Consider the following 18,171-nt stretch of genomic DNA (forward strand, 5'->3'; position numbering starts at 1 on the left):
GCCGACGTGCTCTTCGCGATGCTCCGCGACGGCACCTTCTACAACCCCCAACCAGCCCCTACAGGTTGACGAAACCCATAGGGACACCCCCCCGGAGACTAGTACTGGTCGAGACCGCTACGAAGCGGGTACTTGCCCTCCCCCGTCGAATCACCCTGCGCAGAAGCGATGCTGCGCCCCTCAGCCAAGTCCTGACCCTTGAAGAGCTTGTTCGTACCTCCCAGGGCCTTCAACTCCTCCTGCAGCCGCCCCATCAGTCGGGCTACCTGGCCCTGCCAGACAGACATCGCATCCGACATCGCACTCTCCAGCGCCCAACCCGAGAGACCCTCGAGCCCGGTGTCTGGCTTCAAAACCCCCTTGCCCTGAACTTCCGGCCCCAGCAGCGGTGGAACCACCTTGCCTCCGCCCTGTCCCATGCGGCCGGCAGCTTGAGTGTCAGGCAGCAGGTGCTCCTGCATGAATTTCGCGGCACGCTTCTTGTCGCCCGGGGAGCTCGCCAGCGTGCCTGGCCGTTCCGCGTCACCGGGGTCCGCTCGAGCCAACTGCAGCCGGCCTTGCTCCGCGCCCTCGAGGCTCACGCCCGATCCCCCCATTGCCTTGGTGCCCCTGAAGGCGCCAAGGAGCGGCGCCAAACGGGCGTTCGTGCTTACTCCTCACCCTAGGCATCGCGGAAAGCGAGCAGTCAAGCACACATCGTGCATCTCATAGTCCCTGCTTCGTCCCGAGCCGATAAGCGGAATGAGTACTACTCGCAGCCGCCACCCGCACAGCTGGGTCCGTCACGGAGCCAGAAGAGCCTGCTGCACACAAGTCAACCCATCGACTGGCCCACTCTGCGCCTGCCCCTGGCCGCCCGCACGATTCGTTGCTGACACCTGCAGATTGGCGCCGTCCTCGGCGCCGCCCGACTCACCGGCTGCCACCGGGACCGATCACTCCCCACCCTGCGCGGCGGTGAGCGCAGCGCGTATGGCTGCCCACCAGCTTCCTGGACGGCTACGTGCTCGATGTCGGCGCTGAGCCCACCAGGAGATCACCACTGAGCGGTGAGTTGTCCTAGCTCACTCGCTCTCTGCCCCAGTGGGGTGGGCAACCGCTCCCGCTTATCGCCTCTCGGTGGCCGCGAGTGACCTGCTCCCGGTTGGGTGCTTACTCAGTAAGCACCCAACCGGGTAGAAGCTAACGTCAAATTAGGCGACTGGGGGCTCATGGTTGCTGGCTTCACGGTGGCGCGACAGTATGCTGCCGCGTATGGCCTCTCCGACATCAGGAGGCGAGCGGGAGAAGCTGGTCTCCAAACTTCCCGCTAGCCTCCGGCAAGCTCTCAAAGTTCGATCTGCTCAACTCAACACCGACGTTCAGAACGCGGTCACTGCCGGCATCCGAGCATGGCGTGACCACCAGGAGCCCCTCCCACACGTCGACACAGCCGGCGCGGAGTCCTTCGGCACCTGGCTGCCTGAAGGGCTCTACGACGACTTCAAAACGGACTGCGCAGCTCGGGGGGTCTCCTACATCCAGGGTCTCGCGCAGGCCGTCGCCCTCTGGATCGAGCAAAACCCGGCAAGCGACCAACCCGCTCCCACGCGCCGCCTGATCGTCTGCAACCAGAAAGGCGGCGTCGGTAAGACCGCCGTCACCGCCGGCCTCGCACAGGCCCTGGCAGAAGACCCCCAGCAGAGCACCAGCACCCAGGCGGTTGCCCAGGCTGCGGCCCGCCTCGGACTCCGTGTGCTCATGGTCGACTACGACCCCCAAGGGCACCTGTCCCACCAACTGGGCCTCAAAGCCGTCCCGGCCGGCGAGGAAAGCCTCATCACGCACATGCTGAACCGGGAACAGGCACGCACTTCCCTGATCGACCTGACTGTCGGCATAGAGGATGAGCGCTTCGGGGACCGGCTGCGCATCCTGCCCGCAGCCTTCGACGCCTTCCTCCTCGACTCCGGCCTCACCATGTTCCGCGGACCCCGGCATGCCGCGCTCGAACGCGCCCTGGCCCCTCTCGAGGAGCACTTCGACGTCATCGTCGTCGACTCCCCGCCCAGCCTCGGTCTGGCCATGGACGCTGCCATCTACTACGGCCGACTGCGCGATGGTGAAAAGCCCGGATCCTCCGGCCTGATCATCCCCGTCGAAGCCGAGGACACCTCGGCCCAGGCCTACGGCATGCTCATCAACCAGGTCGGTTCGCTCGCCACCGACTACGAGATCGAGGTCGAACAGCTCGGCCTCGTAGTGAACAAGTTCGATTCCCGCCGCGGCTACATCGCCACCTCTTCGCTCGACAAGTGGAAGAGCCTGGGAGCCCCGCCCGTCCTCGCTGTCATCGGCGACCTGAAAGAACAACGCGAAGCAGTACGACTCCAACGAGCACTGCTGGCCTACTCACCCGAATCCGACCAGGCACACCACATGCGCGAGATCGCCCGGAGGCTGGCATGAGCAAGGGCGACGCCCTCGGCGGCTCCGCCACATTCGACGCCGTCACCCACCCCATGAGCAGCCGCGCGGCAAGCTTCGCCGCCTTCGCCGGCCAGAGCAACCAACCCCAGCCCGCCACCGACCACGCCCCCAAGACCCCCACAGTCAGCCTGGACCGGCTCGCACCCAACCCCTACAACCCCCGCCTGACCCTGTCCGCTCTCGAAGAGATGGCAGACAGCCTCACCGGCAAGGGCATCATCCAGCCCCTCACCGTGGTGACCCGCAGCGCCTTCGAGACCGCTCACCCCCATCACGGAGAGGACCTCGGCGCCGCCGAATACATCGTCGTGGACGGAAACCGCCGACTCGGCGGCGCCAGACTCGCAGGTCTGGACGACGCACCCATCCACATCGACGATGGCCTCGCCCAGGACGCCGACACCCTGCTGGAGACAGCCCTCACCGCAGCCGTACAGCACGAGGACCTCGAACCCCTCGACGAAGCCAAAGCCCTCGAACGCCTCGTCGAAGTCCACGGATCCCAGAGATCCGTCGCACGCGCCTTGGGCAAATCCAGCGGCTGGGTAACCCAGCGCCTGGCACTACTCAAGCTCACACCAGAACTGAAGCAAGCCCTCGAAGACAGAACGCTGCCCGTCAACGTCGCACGCACCGTCGGGCAACTGCCAGAGCAGCAACAGCAAGGCGCAGCCGAGGAAGCACTCGCGCAACGGGCAGAGCGGAAGAAGGCCAAGCAGGAACCGGGTGCTTACCCGGTAAGCACCCGCCCTGCCCAAACTCCAAAGGCAGCCTCGAAGAAGCCCGCGGACCCCTCGGGTGAAACAGATGACGAAGACCTGGCCGCCTTGGCCGCAGACCTGAAGAGGCGGCTGACCCCGGCCCAGGTGGATGATCTGGTCGGGCTCCTTACCGGCTGACCTGCAGATCATCCACAGTGGAGCCGCGAGCTCTGCGGGCGCTTACCGCGTAAGCACCCGCAGAGCTCGCGGCTCACAGGCACCTGGGCCATCTACTCGACCGCCTGGCCGGTCACACGGAGAATCTCCTGGTCCAGCTCGGTGGAGGCGAGCATGAGGCCGAGCAGCAGGATGAACACAGGTCAGCTTCTCGTCGTTGCGGCTCCGCGCCTCGACGCGCCGCCCGCCGAACGCCCACGAGGTGAGCATGCTGTCCGCGGTATCGCCTGGTCCGAGCAGCACGGCATCACGAGCGGGGTGGCCTTGCCCTCACCGGGCTGCATCCGCAGGACGCGGCCGACGGCCTGGACGAGGTCGGGCATTGAGCCGCGGACGTCTGCCTAGCAGATGGAGTCGCAGTTCTTGGTGCCGACATCTAGAGGCGGCAGAGTATCCAGGAATGCTTGTTGTGGGTGTGGCGTGTCCGCAGCGGGCTGGGTGCAAGGGTGGTTTGTGAGGTGCTCGAACGAGTGCTGGCCGCAGCGACGCGGGCTCCGTCCAGCGGGAACCTCCAGCCGTGGCATCTGTACGTCGTGGCCGGTGAACCCTTGGCGGAACTCAAGCGGGCCGCGACAGCCAGGGCACTGGCGGGGGACCCCGGCGACGAGCGTGAGTACCCGATGTACCCGGACGGGCTGGCCTCGCCGTATCTGGACCGCTTTGCTGCTGCCGCCGCCCAGCGGTACGAATCGCTGGGGATCGAGCGCGACGACCCGGACCGGCCCAGAAAGATCGCCACCTTGAACTCGGAGGCGTTCGGGGCGCCGACAGTCCTGTTTTGCTACCTCAACCGGACGATGGGGCCCGGACAGTGGGCTGACGCGGGAATGTACCTGCAGACGGTCATGCTGTTGTTGAGGGCCGAGGGACTGCACAGCTGCCCCCAGGTCATGTGGACCGTGTACCGGGAGACTGTCAGCAGGGCAGTCGGAGTCGATGACGGACTCGTGCTGTTCTGCGGCGTCTCAGTGGGGTTCGAGAAGGAGGGCGTGCCGCAACTGCGCACCGGGCGGGCGGACATGACGGAAACGGTGAGCTTCATCTGAGTGTGACTGTTGGACGGTCGAGATCGACAGTACTGGTCCTAGCTCCTCTGAGGGCTCGCAGAGCATCAACGTGCCGGTCTGACCTGCCTGGAGGTGCTGTTCGCGAGGAACGCGGTGACGTCGGCGGGCGTGCGGAACCTGGCTGTCGAGGGCGGGTTGGTGTAGCCCTGCTCGGCCAGGAGGGGCTGGACTTGGTGAACGGCCCTGCTGGGGGTGGAGGGTGTAGTTCCGGTCGCCGCGGAAGCGGTGCCGGTGCATGGGCAGGGCGTCGATGACGCAGTCGGTGACCTTGATGCCGGTGTCGTAGGTGCCCGGGTCGAGTTCGGCGTGGACTTTCAGCCCGGTGCGGGTAGTGGTCGCCGCGATGCTGCTCGCGACGACGTCGTGGTCACGAAGGCTTCCTCACTCTGGGATGTGCACTCATCTGCCGGCGACGCCTGTGCTCACGCTGTTGACTCGTCTAGCAAGTTGAAGGAGGCGACTGCGATTCAGGAGTGCATGCTGCTTTCTGGGCGGCCATGACTTCGTCGCCGTACTTGAAGGCCCAGGCGCCGATGGCGTCGATGGGCGCCAGCAAGGTCCGGCCCAGAGCGGTGAGCTGGTACGTGACCCGTGATGGCGCGTCGGGGCCTGCCAGCCGGTCGACGAGTCCGTTGAACTGCAGCCGGCGCAAAGTCTCGGTGAGGACCTTGGAGCTGATGCCCCCGATCCGCTCCCGTAGGTCGACCGGGCGCCTGGGGCCATCGCGCAGTGCCCAGAGCACGACGGGGTTCCATGTGTTGGAGAGCAGGTCGAAGGCGAGGCGGGCGCGGCAGTCGGCGAGGAAGGCGTCGGTCGTCACGTACCAAATGGTGCCCGAACCGCCTTCTAACGTCGGTGTGAATGGCGAAGCAGGCACGGAGAGGAAACCTGTGATGAGAATCGGCGTGCTGGGAACGGGCAACATGGCGGACGCGCTCGCCGCCCACTGGGTGCGGGCCGGGCACCAAGTGACCATCGGGGGCCGGGACGCACGTAGGGCGGAGCGGCTCGCGACGGGCATGGGAAGCCGCGTGAAGCCCGCCGGTCTGCGAGCCGCGGCCGAATTCGGTGAGGTGGTGTTGGCCGCGCTGCCCTTCGGTGCGGGAGCGGACGTAGTACGGGACCTGCACGTGGCCCTGGAGGGCAAGGTGCTGCTGGACTGCTCCAATCCGGTCGGCCCGGGCTTCCGGCTGCTGACAGAAGGAGGCCCCTCAGCCGCACAGCGACTTGCCGCGGTGGCACCGAAAGCCCACGTGGTCAAAGCTTTCAACCTCTGCCATGAGGACGTGTGGCGTATGCGGCCGCCCATCTTCGACGGGCGGCCACTGGCCGTGCCGGTCTGCGGGGACGACGAGAGGGCCCTCGCGCGTGTACGCGAGTTGGTGCGGGATGTGGGCTGTGACCCCGTGGCCGGCGGCGGTCTCGAGCGTGCGGGACTCCTGGAAGCGACCGCCGCGCTACTCATCGCCCTGTGGGTCGGTGAGGGGGCGGATGCGCAAGCAATCGCGCCTCCGCTGGCCTATTCGGCCGGACCGAGCCATCAGGAAACGGAAGATGGCACGGGGGCTGTCCGTTAGGACTTCTTACTGGCCTTCGACGGAGCAGCCCTCGCCGGACTCGCCACCCTCGCCGACTCCGACCACTCACTCCCGGCCCAACTCGTCGGCGCCGCAGCCGGGCTCGCGCTCGCTGCGGCCGCCGTGCTGCTGCTCCTGGTCGTGCGGCCCAACCTCGGTGGCCGCTGCCGGACCGTGCGTGAGGGCTTCCCCTGCTGGGCCGAGCTGGACGAGGACGCGCTGCACACCAAGCTGCGCGAGGACCACCGTGTGCGGCAGATCCGGGCCCTGTCCGTCATCGCGGTCACCAAGTACCGGCGCCTGGCCGCCGCGGTCGATATGCTCCTGACCACCCTCGCTCTCCTCCTGGCGGCAGCGGTCCTCGCCGCCGCCGTCGCCGACGCCGTGATCCCCGACGACTGGGACACCTGGACCGATGACGGCACCACCATGACCTCCCTCTACCAGTGGACCGACACCGTGTGGCACCGCCACAACCCCGCCCTCCACCAGCACGGCCTCGCCCTCCGCTGGGACTCCGACGCCGGGTGGCAGTGGGCGCCCTACCTCGACAGCCACCACACCGAACTCGCCGACCTCACCCCGCTGCCCGTCGACCAGCACGCCACCCCCGACGCCATCGCCGCCGCCATCCGCGCCGTGCTCATCGACCCCAGCCGGACGATCCCCGCCAGCACCGACCGGTGGCCCCACGCCGACACCCTCACCGCTCAGCTCACCGACCAGAACGGAGACCATTCGTGAACAGGGCCGACACCCAGCGCATCGCCGAGTACATCGCCGAGTTCGGCATCGACTACGAGACGGTCACGACAGCCGACATGTACGCCGCCGCCGAGTACGTCGGCGTCGACCGGCCCGAGAGCCGGGACGACGTGTGGGACATCCGCTCCGCCCTCGCCCCTCTCGTCCCCTGCCCCCTCGATGACCCCAACAGCTAATGGCCGGCCGAGCCAACGTCAGCCACCTCGGGCGCTGCCCGACCACAGCCGAGCTTCAACTCCCGGAAGGAGGGACCGTCTGACGTCCGCGCAGTCCAGCATCGAGTTGATCGACGCGACGTGAAATCCCGGGGAAGGCGGGCCGCACCTAGAGGTCGCCCGGCTGCGATCGCTGCTATGCGGAGACGTTCGCCGAGCGATGGCGCGGCGTCCCCGGCCAGCACTTCGAGACCGGCTTCGAGTGACGCTGTGGCCGGGCACGTTGAAGATGCCGCTGTGCTCGCGCAGGCCGCGGCGGATCTTCGTGAACCCCATGTCGGACCCTGTTCCGCCAGGACGTACCAGACGAGTACATAGCCCGTGTGGGGCCCGACTGGGGCTGCCCTCCGCGACCAGTGCCAGCAGGCAGGCGTGCCGTTGTGTTCAAACAGTGGGGCGCCTACCTGCCAACCGGCGAGAAGGCTTTCGGCCGCCCTGCCGACAAGTGCCGTGCCCTCGTCGGCAGGGCGACGCCCTCGGCCGCCGCTGGCAGATGCGCCGCGTCGGCAAGACAACTGCCGGGCGCGAACTGGACTGCCGCACCTGGAACGAACTCCCCTCCATCACCGGGCCGACCCCGGCCGATCGCAAGGAGCCCGCGTGAGCGGTAAGGGAGCAGGTCAGGGCGTATCGATGACAAGCAAGAGGGGGTGTGTTGTCCGCGGACAACACACCCCCTCTTGCTTGAGGACAGCGGCTCGGCAGGCCGTAGGCGAGGTGCGCTACGACTTTCCTGCGGTGTTCACATCGATCAGCATCCTGGTCAGTGCGACACGGTCCGCACGGGTCATCTGCTGAACCAGCAGCCCGCACATGGCCTCCGGATCGGCCCAGGGAAGCTCCCCCGTCGCAGCCGTAGGCGCTGGCCGCTGGTCGGGAAGCGGAGTCACCGAGCCCCGGACACTGTCCCCCGTCTCGTGATCGTCCTTTACCGCGGTAAAGGACTCAGAGGTCTCTGCACGGGTCTCCGCCGGCCCGCTGTCAGCCGGCTGCTCCTTTACCGCGGTAAAGCCCTTCGCCTCTTGCCCGCGGCTCGGACCGCTGCCCTCCTCGGCCGAGCGCTTCTCGCGCCGTGGCTTCGGTTGAGCCTTCTCCTCCTCGCGCTTCGCCGAGCGCGTCTTCCAGGCCGTCGCCTGCTCGGCTTCGGGCAGCTTCACCAGGGCCCGGGTCTCGCGGACCGGCAGCTCTCCCAAGCTCACCAGTTCCTGCAGTTCGGGCGCCAGGTCCAGCAAGTACAGCTGCTGCGTCACCCAGCCCGCGGACTTCTCGTAGTACTCGGCGACCTTGGTCTTCCCGCCGAGTTCGTCGACCATCGTCTGAAGACCCAGCGCCCGCTCGATGGGATCGAGGTCCTCGCGGTCGTTGTTCTCCGAGAGGATGGCGTTGAGGAAGTCCCCGCGGGAGCGGGCCACCTCGTCATCGATGACCACTTCCAGGGTGGGCAGCCCGATCGCCAGGCTCGCCCGGTAGCGCCGCTCCCCGTTGGCGATGACGTAAGCGGCCTCGCCCACCTCGTCGGCCTCGTCCGGCCACAGCGCGAGGTATGCCTCGCGGGTGACGGCAACGGCCGGCTGCAGCTGCTTGGCCTTGAGCCGCTTTCCGAACTCGAGCAGGTTCTCCTCCGAGCCGAAGTCCCGGCGCGGATTGAAGCGGGTGGGCACCAGCTGCGTGAGAGGGAGAGTCCGCAGCCGGCTGTCGGGTGCCCCGGTGGTGGGAGCGCCGGTCGTGGCGGCGACGGCCTGGCGGCGGGCGCTGACACCGCCCCGGGTCCGGCCGAAGGAGGCTCCCGTTCCGAGTTGGTCAGCGACGCGGCTGCTCATGAGATCTCCCTGGCCAGTGCGCGCATGGTGGCGGACTGCTCGCCGCGTGGGGCGAACGACAGCAGCGGCTGCTTGACCCGTACTGCCTTGCGTTGGTCTGTCAGGTCGCCGATGACAGCGACCACTTTCGGGTCCTTGATCTCTATCCACGCTTCCAGGGACGAGGTGGCGATGAATCCGCGGCGCGGGTCGTAGAGGTTCACCACGATGCCGAGGTAGTCGATCTCCACGCCCATGTCGTTGCGCAGGTCCTCGATCTGGGTGACGAGGAGGTCGTAGGCGTCGGCGCTGCTGTCCTCGGCCTGGACCACGATCAGGGGGCCGGAGCTGCCCGCGGGCTCGTCCTCGCGGCGCCGTCCGTAGTAGATGGCGGTGTCCATGCTCAAGCCCAGGCTGGGCGGGCAGTCGACGATGATCTCGTCGTAGGAGGCCTCCAACGGGGCCAGGGCACGCTCGAGCGCTGCTTCACGGAATCGGACCTTGGAGAGGGCCACATCAAGGAGGAAGCCGTCCTGGCAGCCCGGCAGGAGGTCCAGGCGGCCGCCGTAGCGGTCGCCACCGATCGGCACCACAAGGTCCTGGATGTCGCCCTTCGCCTCACCGGTCATGTGCTTGCTGAGGCTGTCGACGGACGAGTCCATCGGAATCTCGTCCTGGCCCAGCTGAGTGGTCAGGTGCCGCTGGGGGTCGAAGTCGACCAGCAGCGTGCGCCGGCCCAAGCCTGGGAGATCCTCCACCTCCAGTGGATCGTCCCGGGAACTCACTTCCAACTGCGCGGCGAAGTGCCGGGAGATCCGCACGGGGTGCAGTACTTCGCTTTCTTCGGCCAGCGCTGCTCCGAGACCGGCAGTCACCGCGGTCTTGCCCACACCGCCCTTCTGGTTGCAGACGATGCGGCGCCGGGGGTACTTCGCCGACGGCACGGTGGGTGCGGGGTTTTTCTCGAGCCACAGCTCGACGGACTGGGCCAGGCCCTGGATGAGAGAGACCTTCCGATCCCCTGCCGTCTGACGGAAGCGGTCCCACTGGCCGGCAGGGAGGAAGGTGGAGAAGGAGTCGGCACCGACCGTCTCGACCGTGCTGGGCGTGGCGGCCAACGCGAGCCATGCCTCGATGCCCTGCTCGACGGCGCTCTGGATCTCGACTCCATGCTGAGCCGCTCTGACTTTGAGGTTCTGCCGGAGCCATCCCGGCAGCTTGGAGACGACCTTCTCGCGGTCGCCGGAGGCTGGAGAACTCATGCGAGGTACCTTACTAACGCCTGATGCCGAAGTGAGCACTGGCGCGTTAGGAAATACCCCGGATGGGCGTGCGGAGTGAGCTTTACCGCGGTAAAGCCCCTGGAACCAGCCCCCAGGACTCGAACCGGTGAGGACTCACGCGTCACCCGGCGGCAGCCGCGATCCGCACGCTGTGGGACACAGCATCGGGGCAACCGCAGCCCTCGTCCCAGAGCCCCCGACCCAGCCTCGCCAAGCGCGCTCACGCGTGCTGTCCCCGACGCGCAACTGCGGACGCTGAAGGCCCGTCATGCCACCACAAGAGGGATGGCGGGAGCGCCGGTGAGAGACTTCCCGCAAGGCGGACAGGGGGACCGAATGCAAAGCGCAGCGGGCGCGGCGAAGCTGCAGCGCACTCTTGTCGCTGTCGTGGTCGCGGGGGCCGTGGTGATCGCGGCGATCGGCTTCGCCGGCTCCTACGCGGCGGTCCGCGAGCTGGCCGAGCGGAAAGGTTTCGGCGCGTTCGCACCGTTCTTCCCCATCGGGGTGGACGCGGGCATCGTCGTCCTGCTCGCGCTGGACCTGCTGCTGACCTGGATCCGCATCCCCTTCCCGCTGCTGCGCCAGACCGCCTGGCTGCTGACGGCCGCCACCATCGCCTTCAACGGCGCCGCCGCCTGGCCCGACCCGCTCGGCGTCGGCATGCACGCCGTCATCCCCGTCCTCTTCGTGGTCACCGTCGAAGCCGCCCGGCACGCCGCCGGCCGCGTCGCCGCCCTCACCGCCGACAAACACATGGAAGGCGTCCGCCTCTCCCGCTGGCTGCTCGCCTTCCCCTCCACCTTCCTCCTCTGGCGCCGGATGAAGCTGTGGGAACTGCGCCACTACGACGAAGTCATCCGCATGGAACAGGACCGGCTCATCTACGAGACCCGGCTGCGAGCCCGCTACGGCCGCTCCTGGCGCCGCAAAGCACCCGTCGAAGCACTCATGCCCCTCAAACTCACCCGCTACGGCATCCCCCTCGCGAGGACCGTGCCCTCGGAGGAACTGCGCGCCGACGCCCCCTCGATGCTCGGTGAAGACTTCTCCGCGGAGCACTCCCCGCCGGACAACCCCCAGCCTCGGGGACCGAGGAGCGCCGAGGCGCTCCCTCCGCAGCCTGGAGCTGCTGCAGGGAGCCGTCTGCGCAGAAAGCTCCTGCCGGCCCCGGATGCGGGCCGGGCCGTTGCGCCGGGGGAGAGCCGTACCTCCCGTCCGGTGGACGAAGCACGGGTGGCGGGCGAGGATGCCGCTTCCCGGGCTACGAGCACCGGTTCGGGGGACCGTCTACCCGGGGGGCCTGGGCGCGAAGCCGAGCCGGGCACCCCCAACAGCACCGCGGTACGTGCGCGGACACCGGGAGAGAGCAGGGACAGCCGACACGGCGACACGACGGCCCCGGCGGAAGACCGACAGCACACAGCCGTTCCCCCGCAGGAGCAGCCCGAGAGCGCCTTCAGCCCGGAACAAGAGCCGCGCGCGGCCGACCAGTTGCTGCAGCCGGCGGGGGAGCGGGGCCCGACTATCGTCGACCGCTACTACGAGGCGTGGGCCGAACTCACCGACAAGCTGGGGGCCGAGCCCGATGTGCAGGACCTGTCCGATCACCTCTGGGTGAGGGGCATGTCGGGCCGGGGCGGCGGCCGGATCAGTCCGAGCACGCTGCGCCGATACCGCATGGGCTGGCGGATCTACCGGGTGTGGGCGCAGTACCTCGAGGACCACGGCGGTGCGGAACCGTCTCTCGGCGAGCTGGAAGAGCTGTGCGCGGAGCACGCCATCCGGTCCAAGGGCGGGCGAGGGGAGCGACTGGCGCAGCCGGATCTGGAGGGGCACCTCCCCGACTTCCGACGCCGCTACGCGGCCCTCACCGGCCGGTGAGCAGTCCGGCAGGTGCGTGGAGCCGTAGCGGCCCTCACCTGCCGGACTGCGGACGCATATGGCTGCTGTCACCTCCGGCCGCGTGAACCGGTGGCGCTCAGAAGCAGCGTCTGTTCAGCTGCCCTCGGCGTCGTAGGCGCTCGGCAGGTAGCTGACGCTCGCCACGGCAGAGGAGCTGCCCCGTTCGGCATCCCGGGCCGCCGAGGCGATGACCCGCGGGCCGACGCGGTAGAAGGTCACCCGGCCCATGCGGTAGGACACCTCCAGCCAGCCGTCCTCCACCAGCCGGCGGATGCTCTTGCCGGTATTGGGCGGACTGAGTTGAACGGCCTGCGAGATCTCCTTGGCCGTCTTGCGCACGGTCTCGCCGAGCGGCACCGCCGTCGCGTAGTAGCTCAGCACGCGAAAGTCGGCTCCGGGAGCCTCGGCGGTTCCCAGCAGCAGAGTGTGCATCAGCTCAGGAGTGAAGGGCAGTTCGGACTGCGGTGTCGCGGGAAAGGTCACACGGCCTCCTTCTTCCGGGGTCCCGGTGGGGCCTTCGGCGCGGGAACCACCGGGTACCGGGCGTCCCGGACGGCTCGCGTCTGGTCGGATGCCGAACCGTCGTAGGCAGCCCGGGGGTTGATTCGGTAGAACTTCATCCGGCCCACCTTCTCGGCCTCCAACAACAACCCGCCGGCATGGAGCCTGCCCACCGACCGGGCCACCGTATCGGGCCGGATGCCGAGGGTCTGCGCGATCTCCTTGAAGGTCATGCGCAGGGGCTCGGCGCGCTCAGGCGAGTGCGCCACGTAGAAGCCGAAGATGTCCCGGTCGTTCTGGCGGTAACCGCTGTCCTTGTGCCAGACCTTTCTCATCAAGGACTTGGCGACGTTCACATGGCGTCCCGCATAGGGCTGCCAGTCGTAGCGGACTCCTGGCAGTACCGGCCTCTCCCGCACCTCTTCCTGCTGGAACGATTCGCGACCCAGCAGCTCGAGCTGCACGATCTCGCCCGTCCCACGGTTGACCGCAGATAGCCGCCGGGCTGCGCTCGTCTGCCCCATACCCCTCCTCTCACCTGCAATGTTGCCCATAGGCAACACGAATACGAGGACCCTACTCAGCAGTTGCCTATAGGCACGTCACTGCCGAGTCACAGCTTCTCACGGCGGCGAACTGAAATCGAACATTGATTGCCTATAGGCAACTGCAACTTCCGAAAACGCAACTCGAAACACGGAACGGAGCTATTTCACAACGCCTTGACCTGCAAGAACGCTGTTCCTCTCTAAAAGCACAGACGCGCGCCACCAGGCGACCTGCAGCTACCGACAACCACATCCACTGACCCACGCCGCTTCACTGCAGCACTCGCACACTGCACGGAGCAGGCGGCTCCGCCGCGAACTCCGCGTCATCATCGCGCACATCCCACGGTCAGTGGTCCACCACGTATGAAGGCGGCTCCGCCGCGACAGCAAAATCTTCACCCGCACTGTCCAAGCCGAGGTCCTGCACACCGCCCCGAGCGCAGCAATGACAGCCGGGCCGTCCCGGACCCCGTCACTGTCTCTCATAAGGGGGAGTCGGCCTAGGCGCTTTGGTGACTACCGGTGCCTCGAACACGAGCTTCTCCACCCAAGGCCACGACACGGCAGCGCACACACAGCCCGTCCCCTCCGACAGCGGGCCGCCCCTCCGGACAACCTGAACCTTCCACACCAGGGCAGGAATCCGCTCTCGACCCTTGCCGTGCTCCGACAGGGGTGCTGGCATGTTGGCCCAAGCGATCGGCAACTGCAGGCAGACCGGCTTGATGGCCGCCCTCCGGCTCACGGCCCCGCCGTCGCGCGCTTTCGGCCTCCTCCAGGGCGGCCAAGCGGGCGGCCAGCGCCTGGCCGGCCGCCGAAGCGCCTGCCTCGGCGGCATCAGTACGGGCCCGCGACACTGCCCGAACGACGGCCTCGCGCGCCACCGTCACCGGGACGCCGGGCACCGCAGCCCAGCCCCGTACAGCCATCTCGACCAGCTCGGAGACCTCCTCGGCGACTGCCTTCGACTGCCGTGCACATGCAGCGCAGGGCTCACCCTCCGCGTCCCGCGCAGCGCCGCACAACTCACACGGCGCCGAGGCCTGGAGGCTTTGCTGCGCTTGCCCGCCACGGTGAGTCCACTCGGCCCGCCTGTCCTTCTCACGCTCCGCACAGGCACGGCAGGCCGATCCGTCCTCCAGGCGGCCCTCCTCACACTGAGGATGGGGACACGGCCCTGCCCGGACCAGGGCAACCGCCGCCCCCACCGGCCTTCTGAGCGCTCCGACAGCCAGCAGCCGCCCGTACCCGTGGGAGACCCACCGGCGCCGGACCCGTTCCACCAGCCGACCCGAACTCACCACCTGCAACTCCCGGTCGATGGCAGTGACGAGCGCGCGCGGGCGGTCCGTACGCGCGGTGGCCCGCAGTGCCTTTCTGAGATCACCGGGAAGGGCCAGCAACACCTCTTGCACCTGGCCGCTCACGAGAAACGGTTCACCGGGAGCCCGCCCCCGCTCGCCCGCGCGCTCCCCACTCCCTGTCCCGCCGCCCGCAGGAGCCTCCCGGCGTTCAGATGCCACGCCGGACACCGACGCGTCGTCCGGGGGTCGGGCAGCACCGCGCAGCGCGGTGCTGCCCGACCCCGCAAGCACGTACACCCACGAAGCCTCACTCACATCCGACTCCTCCAGCCGAACACGCACCAGGTAGCCGAACTCCTCCAACTCCCCGAGAGCGGCCCTGACCGCCGCAACGCCGTCCGTGGCGTACTCCGCGGCGAGTTCTGGCCCCACGGCTCCACCGAAGCCGCATCCGTGCGTGGAGATCACCCCGAACAGCCCCTTTGCTCTGAAGCTCAGCCTCTTGTCCCCAAAGACAAGGGCACACAGGCGCATGAGGGCGTCCGTATCCAGCTGTCCAGCCGCCGTGACACGGTGCATTGAGTCGGATCCCCGGCTGACAGGGGAAGCGGCAGCCATAGCACTCTCCTCTGTGCCGAACCGCAGTGCGGAAGCTCGAGAAACGCGGAGCCTCGCCCCGGTAGGGACCTCGGCACCGCTACCGGGGGAACGGACCAGCGCCGACAGTTCGTGAGCAGGGCAGGCCGACCCGCTACCACGACGGCCCCGCTGTCAGGCGGGCATCAGAAGGAGCGCGGATCCTCGCGCCTGCCTCCGAGCCCAGCACAGTGGAGCTCACACCCCACCGTTCACACAACACATTTGACGGCGCATCTGATCACAGACACCAACCCAAGTCCCAAGCGTGACAACGGAGAGCGGGCAAGAACCCGAACGAGTGCCAGAACGCCTGGCCGTCCCGCCACGGCATGGGCTCCCATGCCCCGAGCAACGGCAACCGTCCCGAACTCAGGACCGCTCAGGACCGCAGCCCACTGCTCACGTGCCCGCCGCGCAACCGCAGCACGGTGGTGCCGCGTCACCTCAGTGACCACAGAGCCGAGGGGGACAGGACATGGTGCGAGGGAAAGCGGACAGCAAGCGCACGCACTGCGTCAGCGTGCGGCTGAACGCCGAAGAACTGGCACGCTGGCAAGAAGCCCGCCGGCAGACCGAGCGCAAGGAACTCGGCGCCTGGGTCCGCGCCATCGTCGAGGAATCCCTCAACGGACATCCCGGAGTCCCCGGCGACGTCCCCCGCGTGCCCGAGATCAACGAGAACGCCTACACACACCTCGTCCAGGCAGCACAGGACCTGCGAAGCCTGATCGCCCTCGCCGGCGAGCAGGGAGCCGCACTCCCCGCAGACACCGACGCCACGCTCGCCCGGCTCGGCAACGCGGCCCTCCAGGTGCGCGGCCTGCCCGCGGCCCCCGAGAGCTCCACCCGGCCGTCACGGTGATCGCCAAGATCACCAAGGGGCGCCGTGCGGACCGCGCCCTGCGCTACGACTTCGGCCCCGGCCGCGACGAGGAACACGTCAACCCCCGACTGGTGACAGGCAACGTCCCCGGCACCGTCGAGCAACTGGGACATCTCATCGACACCCATACCGCCCGCCGCAGCGACATATGCCGCCCGATCTGGCGCTGCGCTCTGCGCGCCGCTCCCGACGACCCTCTCCTCCCGGACACGACCTGGGCCCGGATCGCCGAGCGCTACGTCGGCCGGATGGGATACGGCAACTGCCCCTGGGTGGCCGTACGGCACGGAGACGACCACATCCACCTCACCATCAGCCGAGTGAACTGGACCGGCCTGCTGGTGCGGGATGCATTCGACTACCAGCGCTCCTGGCCCGTCGTCCGCGACATCGAACGGATCTGGAAGCTGGTCAACGCCGAGGAACGCAGCAACCGTATCGCTCCCCAGGTCACACGCCCCGAGCGCGCCGCGAGCAGGAGCAGGGGAGCGCCCCGCCCCGAGCGCGAAGAACTCCGCGTCCGTATACGCGCCGCCCGCGACGCGACCCGCGCCCGGGGGAGGAGCGCCTTCGAAGGAGCCCTCACCGAGGCCGGAGTGGAATGGCGCAGCCACGCCACCGCCTCCGGAGGCATGCGAGGCTACTCCTTCAGTCTGCCGACCTGGCAGGACCGCGAGGGCGGACAGATCTGGATAGCCGCCTCCAAGGTCGCCAAAGACCTGTGCTGGCCACAACTGCATGCCGACCTCGCCCCCGGCTCCGCCCCGGATCCGGCCCCCGGCGGCTGCACCTGAGGACGGGCTCAGCCCACTGTCAGAGCGCCACGGGACACTGGAGGCAGGCCCGGACACCGGCCGGCCTGCCGTCATACCGCCCGCGAACGTGTCATGCGGAGGGGAAGCGCTGTGAGTCAGAACCGTGCCGACTTCGGCCCCGTGCAGCTCGCCCGCTGGTTGGGCATCGAGGAGTCACAACTGCGTCGTGCGCAGAACCGGGGGCTGATCCCGCCGCCTGATATCGACGACAGACGCTGGTCCTACGCCCTCGCCAGGACTCTTCCGGACCACGTCGACGAGATCGTTGCCGCCCTAGAGCCGCGGCGGGAGGAGCCTGCGGTTCCTGCACCTCCCGCAGCTGCCGCAGCGGACAGTGGTCCGGCCGTTTCCCGGGCGCGTGGCGCGCACCGGACGGAGACGTTCGGTCCGGTGCAGCTCAGCCGCCATCTGGGCCTGAAGAAATGGCAGTTGCAGCGTGCTCGGGAGAGGGGGCTGATCCCGGAGCCCGACACCGAGCAGAAGCGCTGGTCGAAGGAGTCGGTCGCAGCCCTGCCGGACAGGGTCGAGGAGATCCTCGCCGCCGTCGGCGACCACCCCGGCCTCGGCTCCGAGAAGGCTGCGGAGCATCTGGCACAGCGGACCGGCCTGGAGGTGGAGCGGGCCGACATCCAGTTGCTGGCCGAGCAGGGCATCCTGCGGCCCGTCGGTGACTTCCGCGGCTGGCCGCTGTACGCCATCGAGGACCTGGACGGCATCGACCCGGCGGATATCACCGCGGCCATATCCGACCGGCACGCCTGGGTCGAGGCGAGCCTGAGCAGCGAGGAAGCCGCACAGCTGCTGGGCTGGCCGGTCGGAAAGTTCGAGGTCACGGCCGAGCGCAACGGGCTGACGCCGGGGCGCTTCGGCCGCTACCCCCGTGGGGGAGTGGAACGCCTGTCGGCGCGGTAGCGCAGCCGGCCGGAAGAGACGCGCAACGCCGAAGGGGCGAGGGAGCCAGATGCTCCCTCGCCCCTTCGGCGTGACAGCGACTCACTACCTCTCGCAGCCCCCGGCGCAGAGAGGTAGTGAAAGGAAGAGAGCGAGCTATGCAATAGGGCTTCGCTTATGCGGAACGGCGGTGTCCGATGCCGGTCAGTCCAAGGCTCCGCCGGCTCGCTGCAGGCTCTGCGGCATTCGTTGTGGAGGCGCTGGGAGGTGTGGTGGCAAGCGTCGAGTGGGGTCAGTCCGTGGAGGTGGTGGCTACGTACCCCGCCGGAGAATCGCTGCCCGCAGGCTGTGGTCGAACCGACCGGGGCGGCGCATGCCAACTCGGTTCGCTGCCGTTACCACGTCACCGACGGGGGCTTCGGTGACGCACGCCCGTGGCGGAAGTTCGAACATGCCTGCGCTGTGTCGGTAGTGGCCGAGGAGTCTGTGCGCGCCGACTGCCAGCAGCCATGACGATGACCCTGAGGAGGGCGGAGGCGGCGAGCAGCGGCGACCTGCTGCTGCCGGTGGTG

17 protein-coding genes and 1 pseudogene are annotated in these 18,171 nt (G+C 68.4%); 11 read left to right on the forward strand and 7 right to left on the reverse strand.

The window, feature by feature from the left end; genetic code table 11:
- Nucleotides 1-98: 98 nt before the first annotated feature.
- Nucleotides 99-581, reverse strand: a complete 483-nt coding sequence (locus tag ACFYMO_RS31285) for a hypothetical protein (RefSeq protein WP_388550772.1) — start codon at nt 579-581, stop codon at nt 99-101.
- 673 nt (nt 582-1,254) lie between these two features.
- On the opposite strand from ACFYMO_RS31285, the gene ACFYMO_RS31290 reads away from it, so the two are divergent.
- From ACFYMO_RS31290 to ACFYMO_RS31300, 3 genes are all read left to right on the forward strand, one after another.
- Nucleotides 1,255-2,448, forward strand: coding sequence for a ParA family protein (locus ACFYMO_RS31290; RefSeq protein WP_388550774.1), 1,194 nt, complete (start codon nt 1,255-1,257; stop codon nt 2,446-2,448).
- Entirely contained in the window at nt 2,445-3,368 is a 924-nt protein-coding gene (locus ACFYMO_RS31295; protein WP_388550777.1) for a ParB/RepB/Spo0J family partition protein, read from the forward strand. Before ACFYMO_RS31290 ends, ACFYMO_RS31295 begins: the two co-directional genes overlap by 4 nt.
- 443 nt (nt 3,369-3,811) lie before the next feature.
- Nucleotides 3,812-4,453 (forward strand): nitroreductase family protein, encoded by a 642-nt coding sequence (locus tag ACFYMO_RS31300; RefSeq protein ID WP_388550780.1) that lies wholly within the window; start codon nt 3,812-3,814, stop codon nt 4,451-4,453.
- 72 nt (nt 4,454-4,525) lie between these two features.
- On the opposite strand, the pseudogene ACFYMO_RS31305 reads toward ACFYMO_RS31300, so the two are convergent.
- Both ACFYMO_RS31305 and ACFYMO_RS31310 read right to left on the reverse strand, forming a co-directional pair.
- Nucleotides 4,526-4,849: pseudogene (locus tag ACFYMO_RS31305) on the reverse strand (ISAzo13 family transposase); the annotation flags it as partial.
- A gap of 64 nt (nt 4,850-4,913) precedes the next feature.
- The gene (locus ACFYMO_RS31310) at nt 4,914-5,294 is read right to left on the reverse strand and encodes a winged helix-turn-helix transcriptional regulator (RefSeq protein ID WP_388550783.1); all 381 of its coding nucleotides are present in this window, start codon (nt 5,292-5,294) and stop codon (nt 4,914-4,916) included.
- 73 nt (nt 5,295-5,367) lie between these two features.
- On the opposite strand from ACFYMO_RS31310, the gene ACFYMO_RS31315 reads away from it, so the two are divergent.
- The 4 genes from ACFYMO_RS31315 (at nt 5,368) to ACFYMO_RS31330 (ending at nt 7,635) form a co-directional block, all read left to right on the forward strand.
- The gene (locus ACFYMO_RS31315; RefSeq protein ID WP_388550786.1) at nt 5,368-6,051 is read left to right on the forward strand and encodes an NADPH-dependent F420 reductase; all 684 of its coding nucleotides are present in this window, start codon (nt 5,368-5,370) and stop codon (nt 6,049-6,051) included.
- Nucleotides 6,052-6,060: 9 nt separating this feature from the next.
- On the forward strand, nt 6,061-6,795 hold the full coding sequence (locus tag ACFYMO_RS31320; RefSeq protein WP_388550884.1) for a Pycsar system effector family protein: 735 nt from the start codon (nt 6,061-6,063) through the stop codon (nt 6,793-6,795).
- Nucleotides 6,792-6,992: a hypothetical protein gene (locus tag ACFYMO_RS31325; protein ID WP_027761621.1), complete on the forward strand. Its 201-nt coding sequence runs from the start codon at nt 6,792-6,794 to the stop codon at nt 6,990-6,992. Before ACFYMO_RS31320 ends, ACFYMO_RS31325 begins: the two co-directional genes overlap by 4 nt.
- A 484-nt stretch (nt 6,993-7,476) precedes the next feature.
- Nucleotides 7,477-7,635: a hypothetical protein gene (locus tag ACFYMO_RS31330; protein ID WP_388550789.1), complete on the forward strand. Its 159-nt coding sequence runs from the start codon at nt 7,477-7,479 to the stop codon at nt 7,633-7,635.
- Nucleotides 7,636-7,753: 118 nt separating this feature from the next.
- Here the strand turns inward: ACFYMO_RS31330 and ACFYMO_RS31335 are convergent, their stop codons facing one another.
- A complete protein-coding gene (locus ACFYMO_RS31335) occupies nt 7,754-8,851 on the reverse strand; it encodes a ParB/RepB/Spo0J family partition protein (protein WP_388550792.1) in 1,098 nt (365 codons plus the stop codon).
- Complete coding sequence (locus tag ACFYMO_RS31340; protein WP_388550795.1) at nt 8,848-10,092, reverse strand: ParA family protein; 1,245 nt, start codon at nt 10,090-10,092, stop codon at nt 8,848-8,850. Before ACFYMO_RS31340 ends, ACFYMO_RS31335 begins: the two co-directional genes overlap by 4 nt.
- 357 nt (nt 10,093-10,449) lie before the next feature.
- On the opposite strand from ACFYMO_RS31340, the gene ACFYMO_RS31345 reads away from it, so the two are divergent.
- Nucleotides 10,450-11,994: a DUF2637 domain-containing protein gene (locus ACFYMO_RS31345; RefSeq protein WP_388550798.1), complete on the forward strand. Its 1,545-nt coding sequence runs from the start codon at nt 10,450-10,452 to the stop codon at nt 11,992-11,994.
- 114 nt (nt 11,995-12,108) lie between these two features.
- Here the strand turns inward: ACFYMO_RS31345 and ACFYMO_RS31350 are convergent, their stop codons facing one another.
- Nucleotides 12,109-12,498, reverse strand: coding sequence for a winged helix-turn-helix domain-containing protein (locus ACFYMO_RS31350; protein WP_027761618.1), 390 nt, complete (start codon nt 12,496-12,498; stop codon nt 12,109-12,111).
- Nucleotides 12,495-13,040, reverse strand: a complete 546-nt coding sequence (locus ACFYMO_RS31355) for a winged helix-turn-helix domain-containing protein (protein ID WP_027761617.1) — start codon at nt 13,038-13,040, stop codon at nt 12,495-12,497. The genes ACFYMO_RS31350 and ACFYMO_RS31355 overlap by 4 nt, the downstream gene beginning before the upstream one ends.
- A gap of 2,445 nt (nt 13,041-15,485) precedes the next feature.
- Here ACFYMO_RS31355 and ACFYMO_RS31360 point away from each other — a divergent pair.
- The 3 genes from ACFYMO_RS31360 (at nt 15,486) to ACFYMO_RS31370 (ending at nt 17,620) form a co-directional block, all read left to right on the forward strand.
- Nucleotides 15,486-15,872 (forward strand): hypothetical protein, encoded by a 387-nt coding sequence (locus ACFYMO_RS31360; protein ID WP_388550802.1) that lies wholly within the window; start codon nt 15,486-15,488, stop codon nt 15,870-15,872.
- Nucleotides 15,869-16,687 carry a relaxase/mobilization nuclease domain-containing protein gene (locus ACFYMO_RS31365; protein ID WP_388550805.1) on the forward strand — a complete coding sequence of 273 codons (819 nt, stop codon included), beginning with the start codon at nt 15,869-15,871 and terminating at the stop codon, nt 16,685-16,687. Before ACFYMO_RS31360 ends, ACFYMO_RS31365 begins: the two co-directional genes overlap by 4 nt.
- A gap of 111 nt (nt 16,688-16,798) precedes the next feature.
- Nucleotides 16,799-17,620 carry a hypothetical protein gene (locus tag ACFYMO_RS31370; RefSeq protein ID WP_388550808.1) on the forward strand — a complete coding sequence of 274 codons (822 nt, stop codon included), beginning with the start codon at nt 16,799-16,801 and terminating at the stop codon, nt 17,618-17,620.
- Nucleotides 17,621-18,171: the final 551 nt, after the last annotated feature.

The sequence above is a fragment of the Streptomyces sp. NPDC007025 genome, from assembly GCF_042869455.1.
Classification (GTDB): Bacteria; Actinomycetota; Actinomycetes; order Streptomycetales; family Streptomycetaceae; genus Streptomyces.

Excerpts from the sequence above, each read along its gene's own strand:
- ACFYMO_RS31290 (WP_388550774.1), top strand. The coding sequence starts at position 1,255 with ATGGCCTCTCCGACATCAGGAGGCGAGCGGGAGAAGCTGGTCTCCAAA.
- ACFYMO_RS31295 (WP_388550777.1), top strand. The coding sequence starts at position 2,445 with ATGAGCAAGGGCGACGCCCTCGGCGGCTCCGCCACATTCGACGCCGTC.
- ACFYMO_RS31315 (WP_388550786.1), top strand. The coding sequence starts at position 5,368 with ATGAGAATCGGCGTGCTGGGAACGGGCAACATGGCGGACGCGCTCGCC.
- ACFYMO_RS31335 (WP_388550792.1), bottom strand. The coding sequence starts at position 8,851 with ATGAGCAGCCGCGTCGCTGACCAACTCGGAACGGGAGCCTCCTTCGGC.
- ACFYMO_RS31340 (WP_388550795.1), bottom strand. The coding sequence starts at position 10,092 with ATGAGTTCTCCAGCCTCCGGCGACCGCGAGAAGGTCGTCTCCAAGCTG.
- ACFYMO_RS31345 (WP_388550798.1), top strand. The coding sequence starts at position 10,450 with ATGCAAAGCGCAGCGGGCGCGGCGAAGCTGCAGCGCACTCTTGTCGCT.
- ACFYMO_RS31355 (WP_027761617.1), bottom strand. The coding sequence starts at position 13,040 with ATGGGGCAGACGAGCGCAGCCCGGCGGCTATCTGCGGTCAACCGTGGG.
- ACFYMO_RS31360 (WP_388550802.1), top strand. The coding sequence starts at position 15,486 with ATGGTGCGAGGGAAAGCGGACAGCAAGCGCACGCACTGCGTCAGCGTG.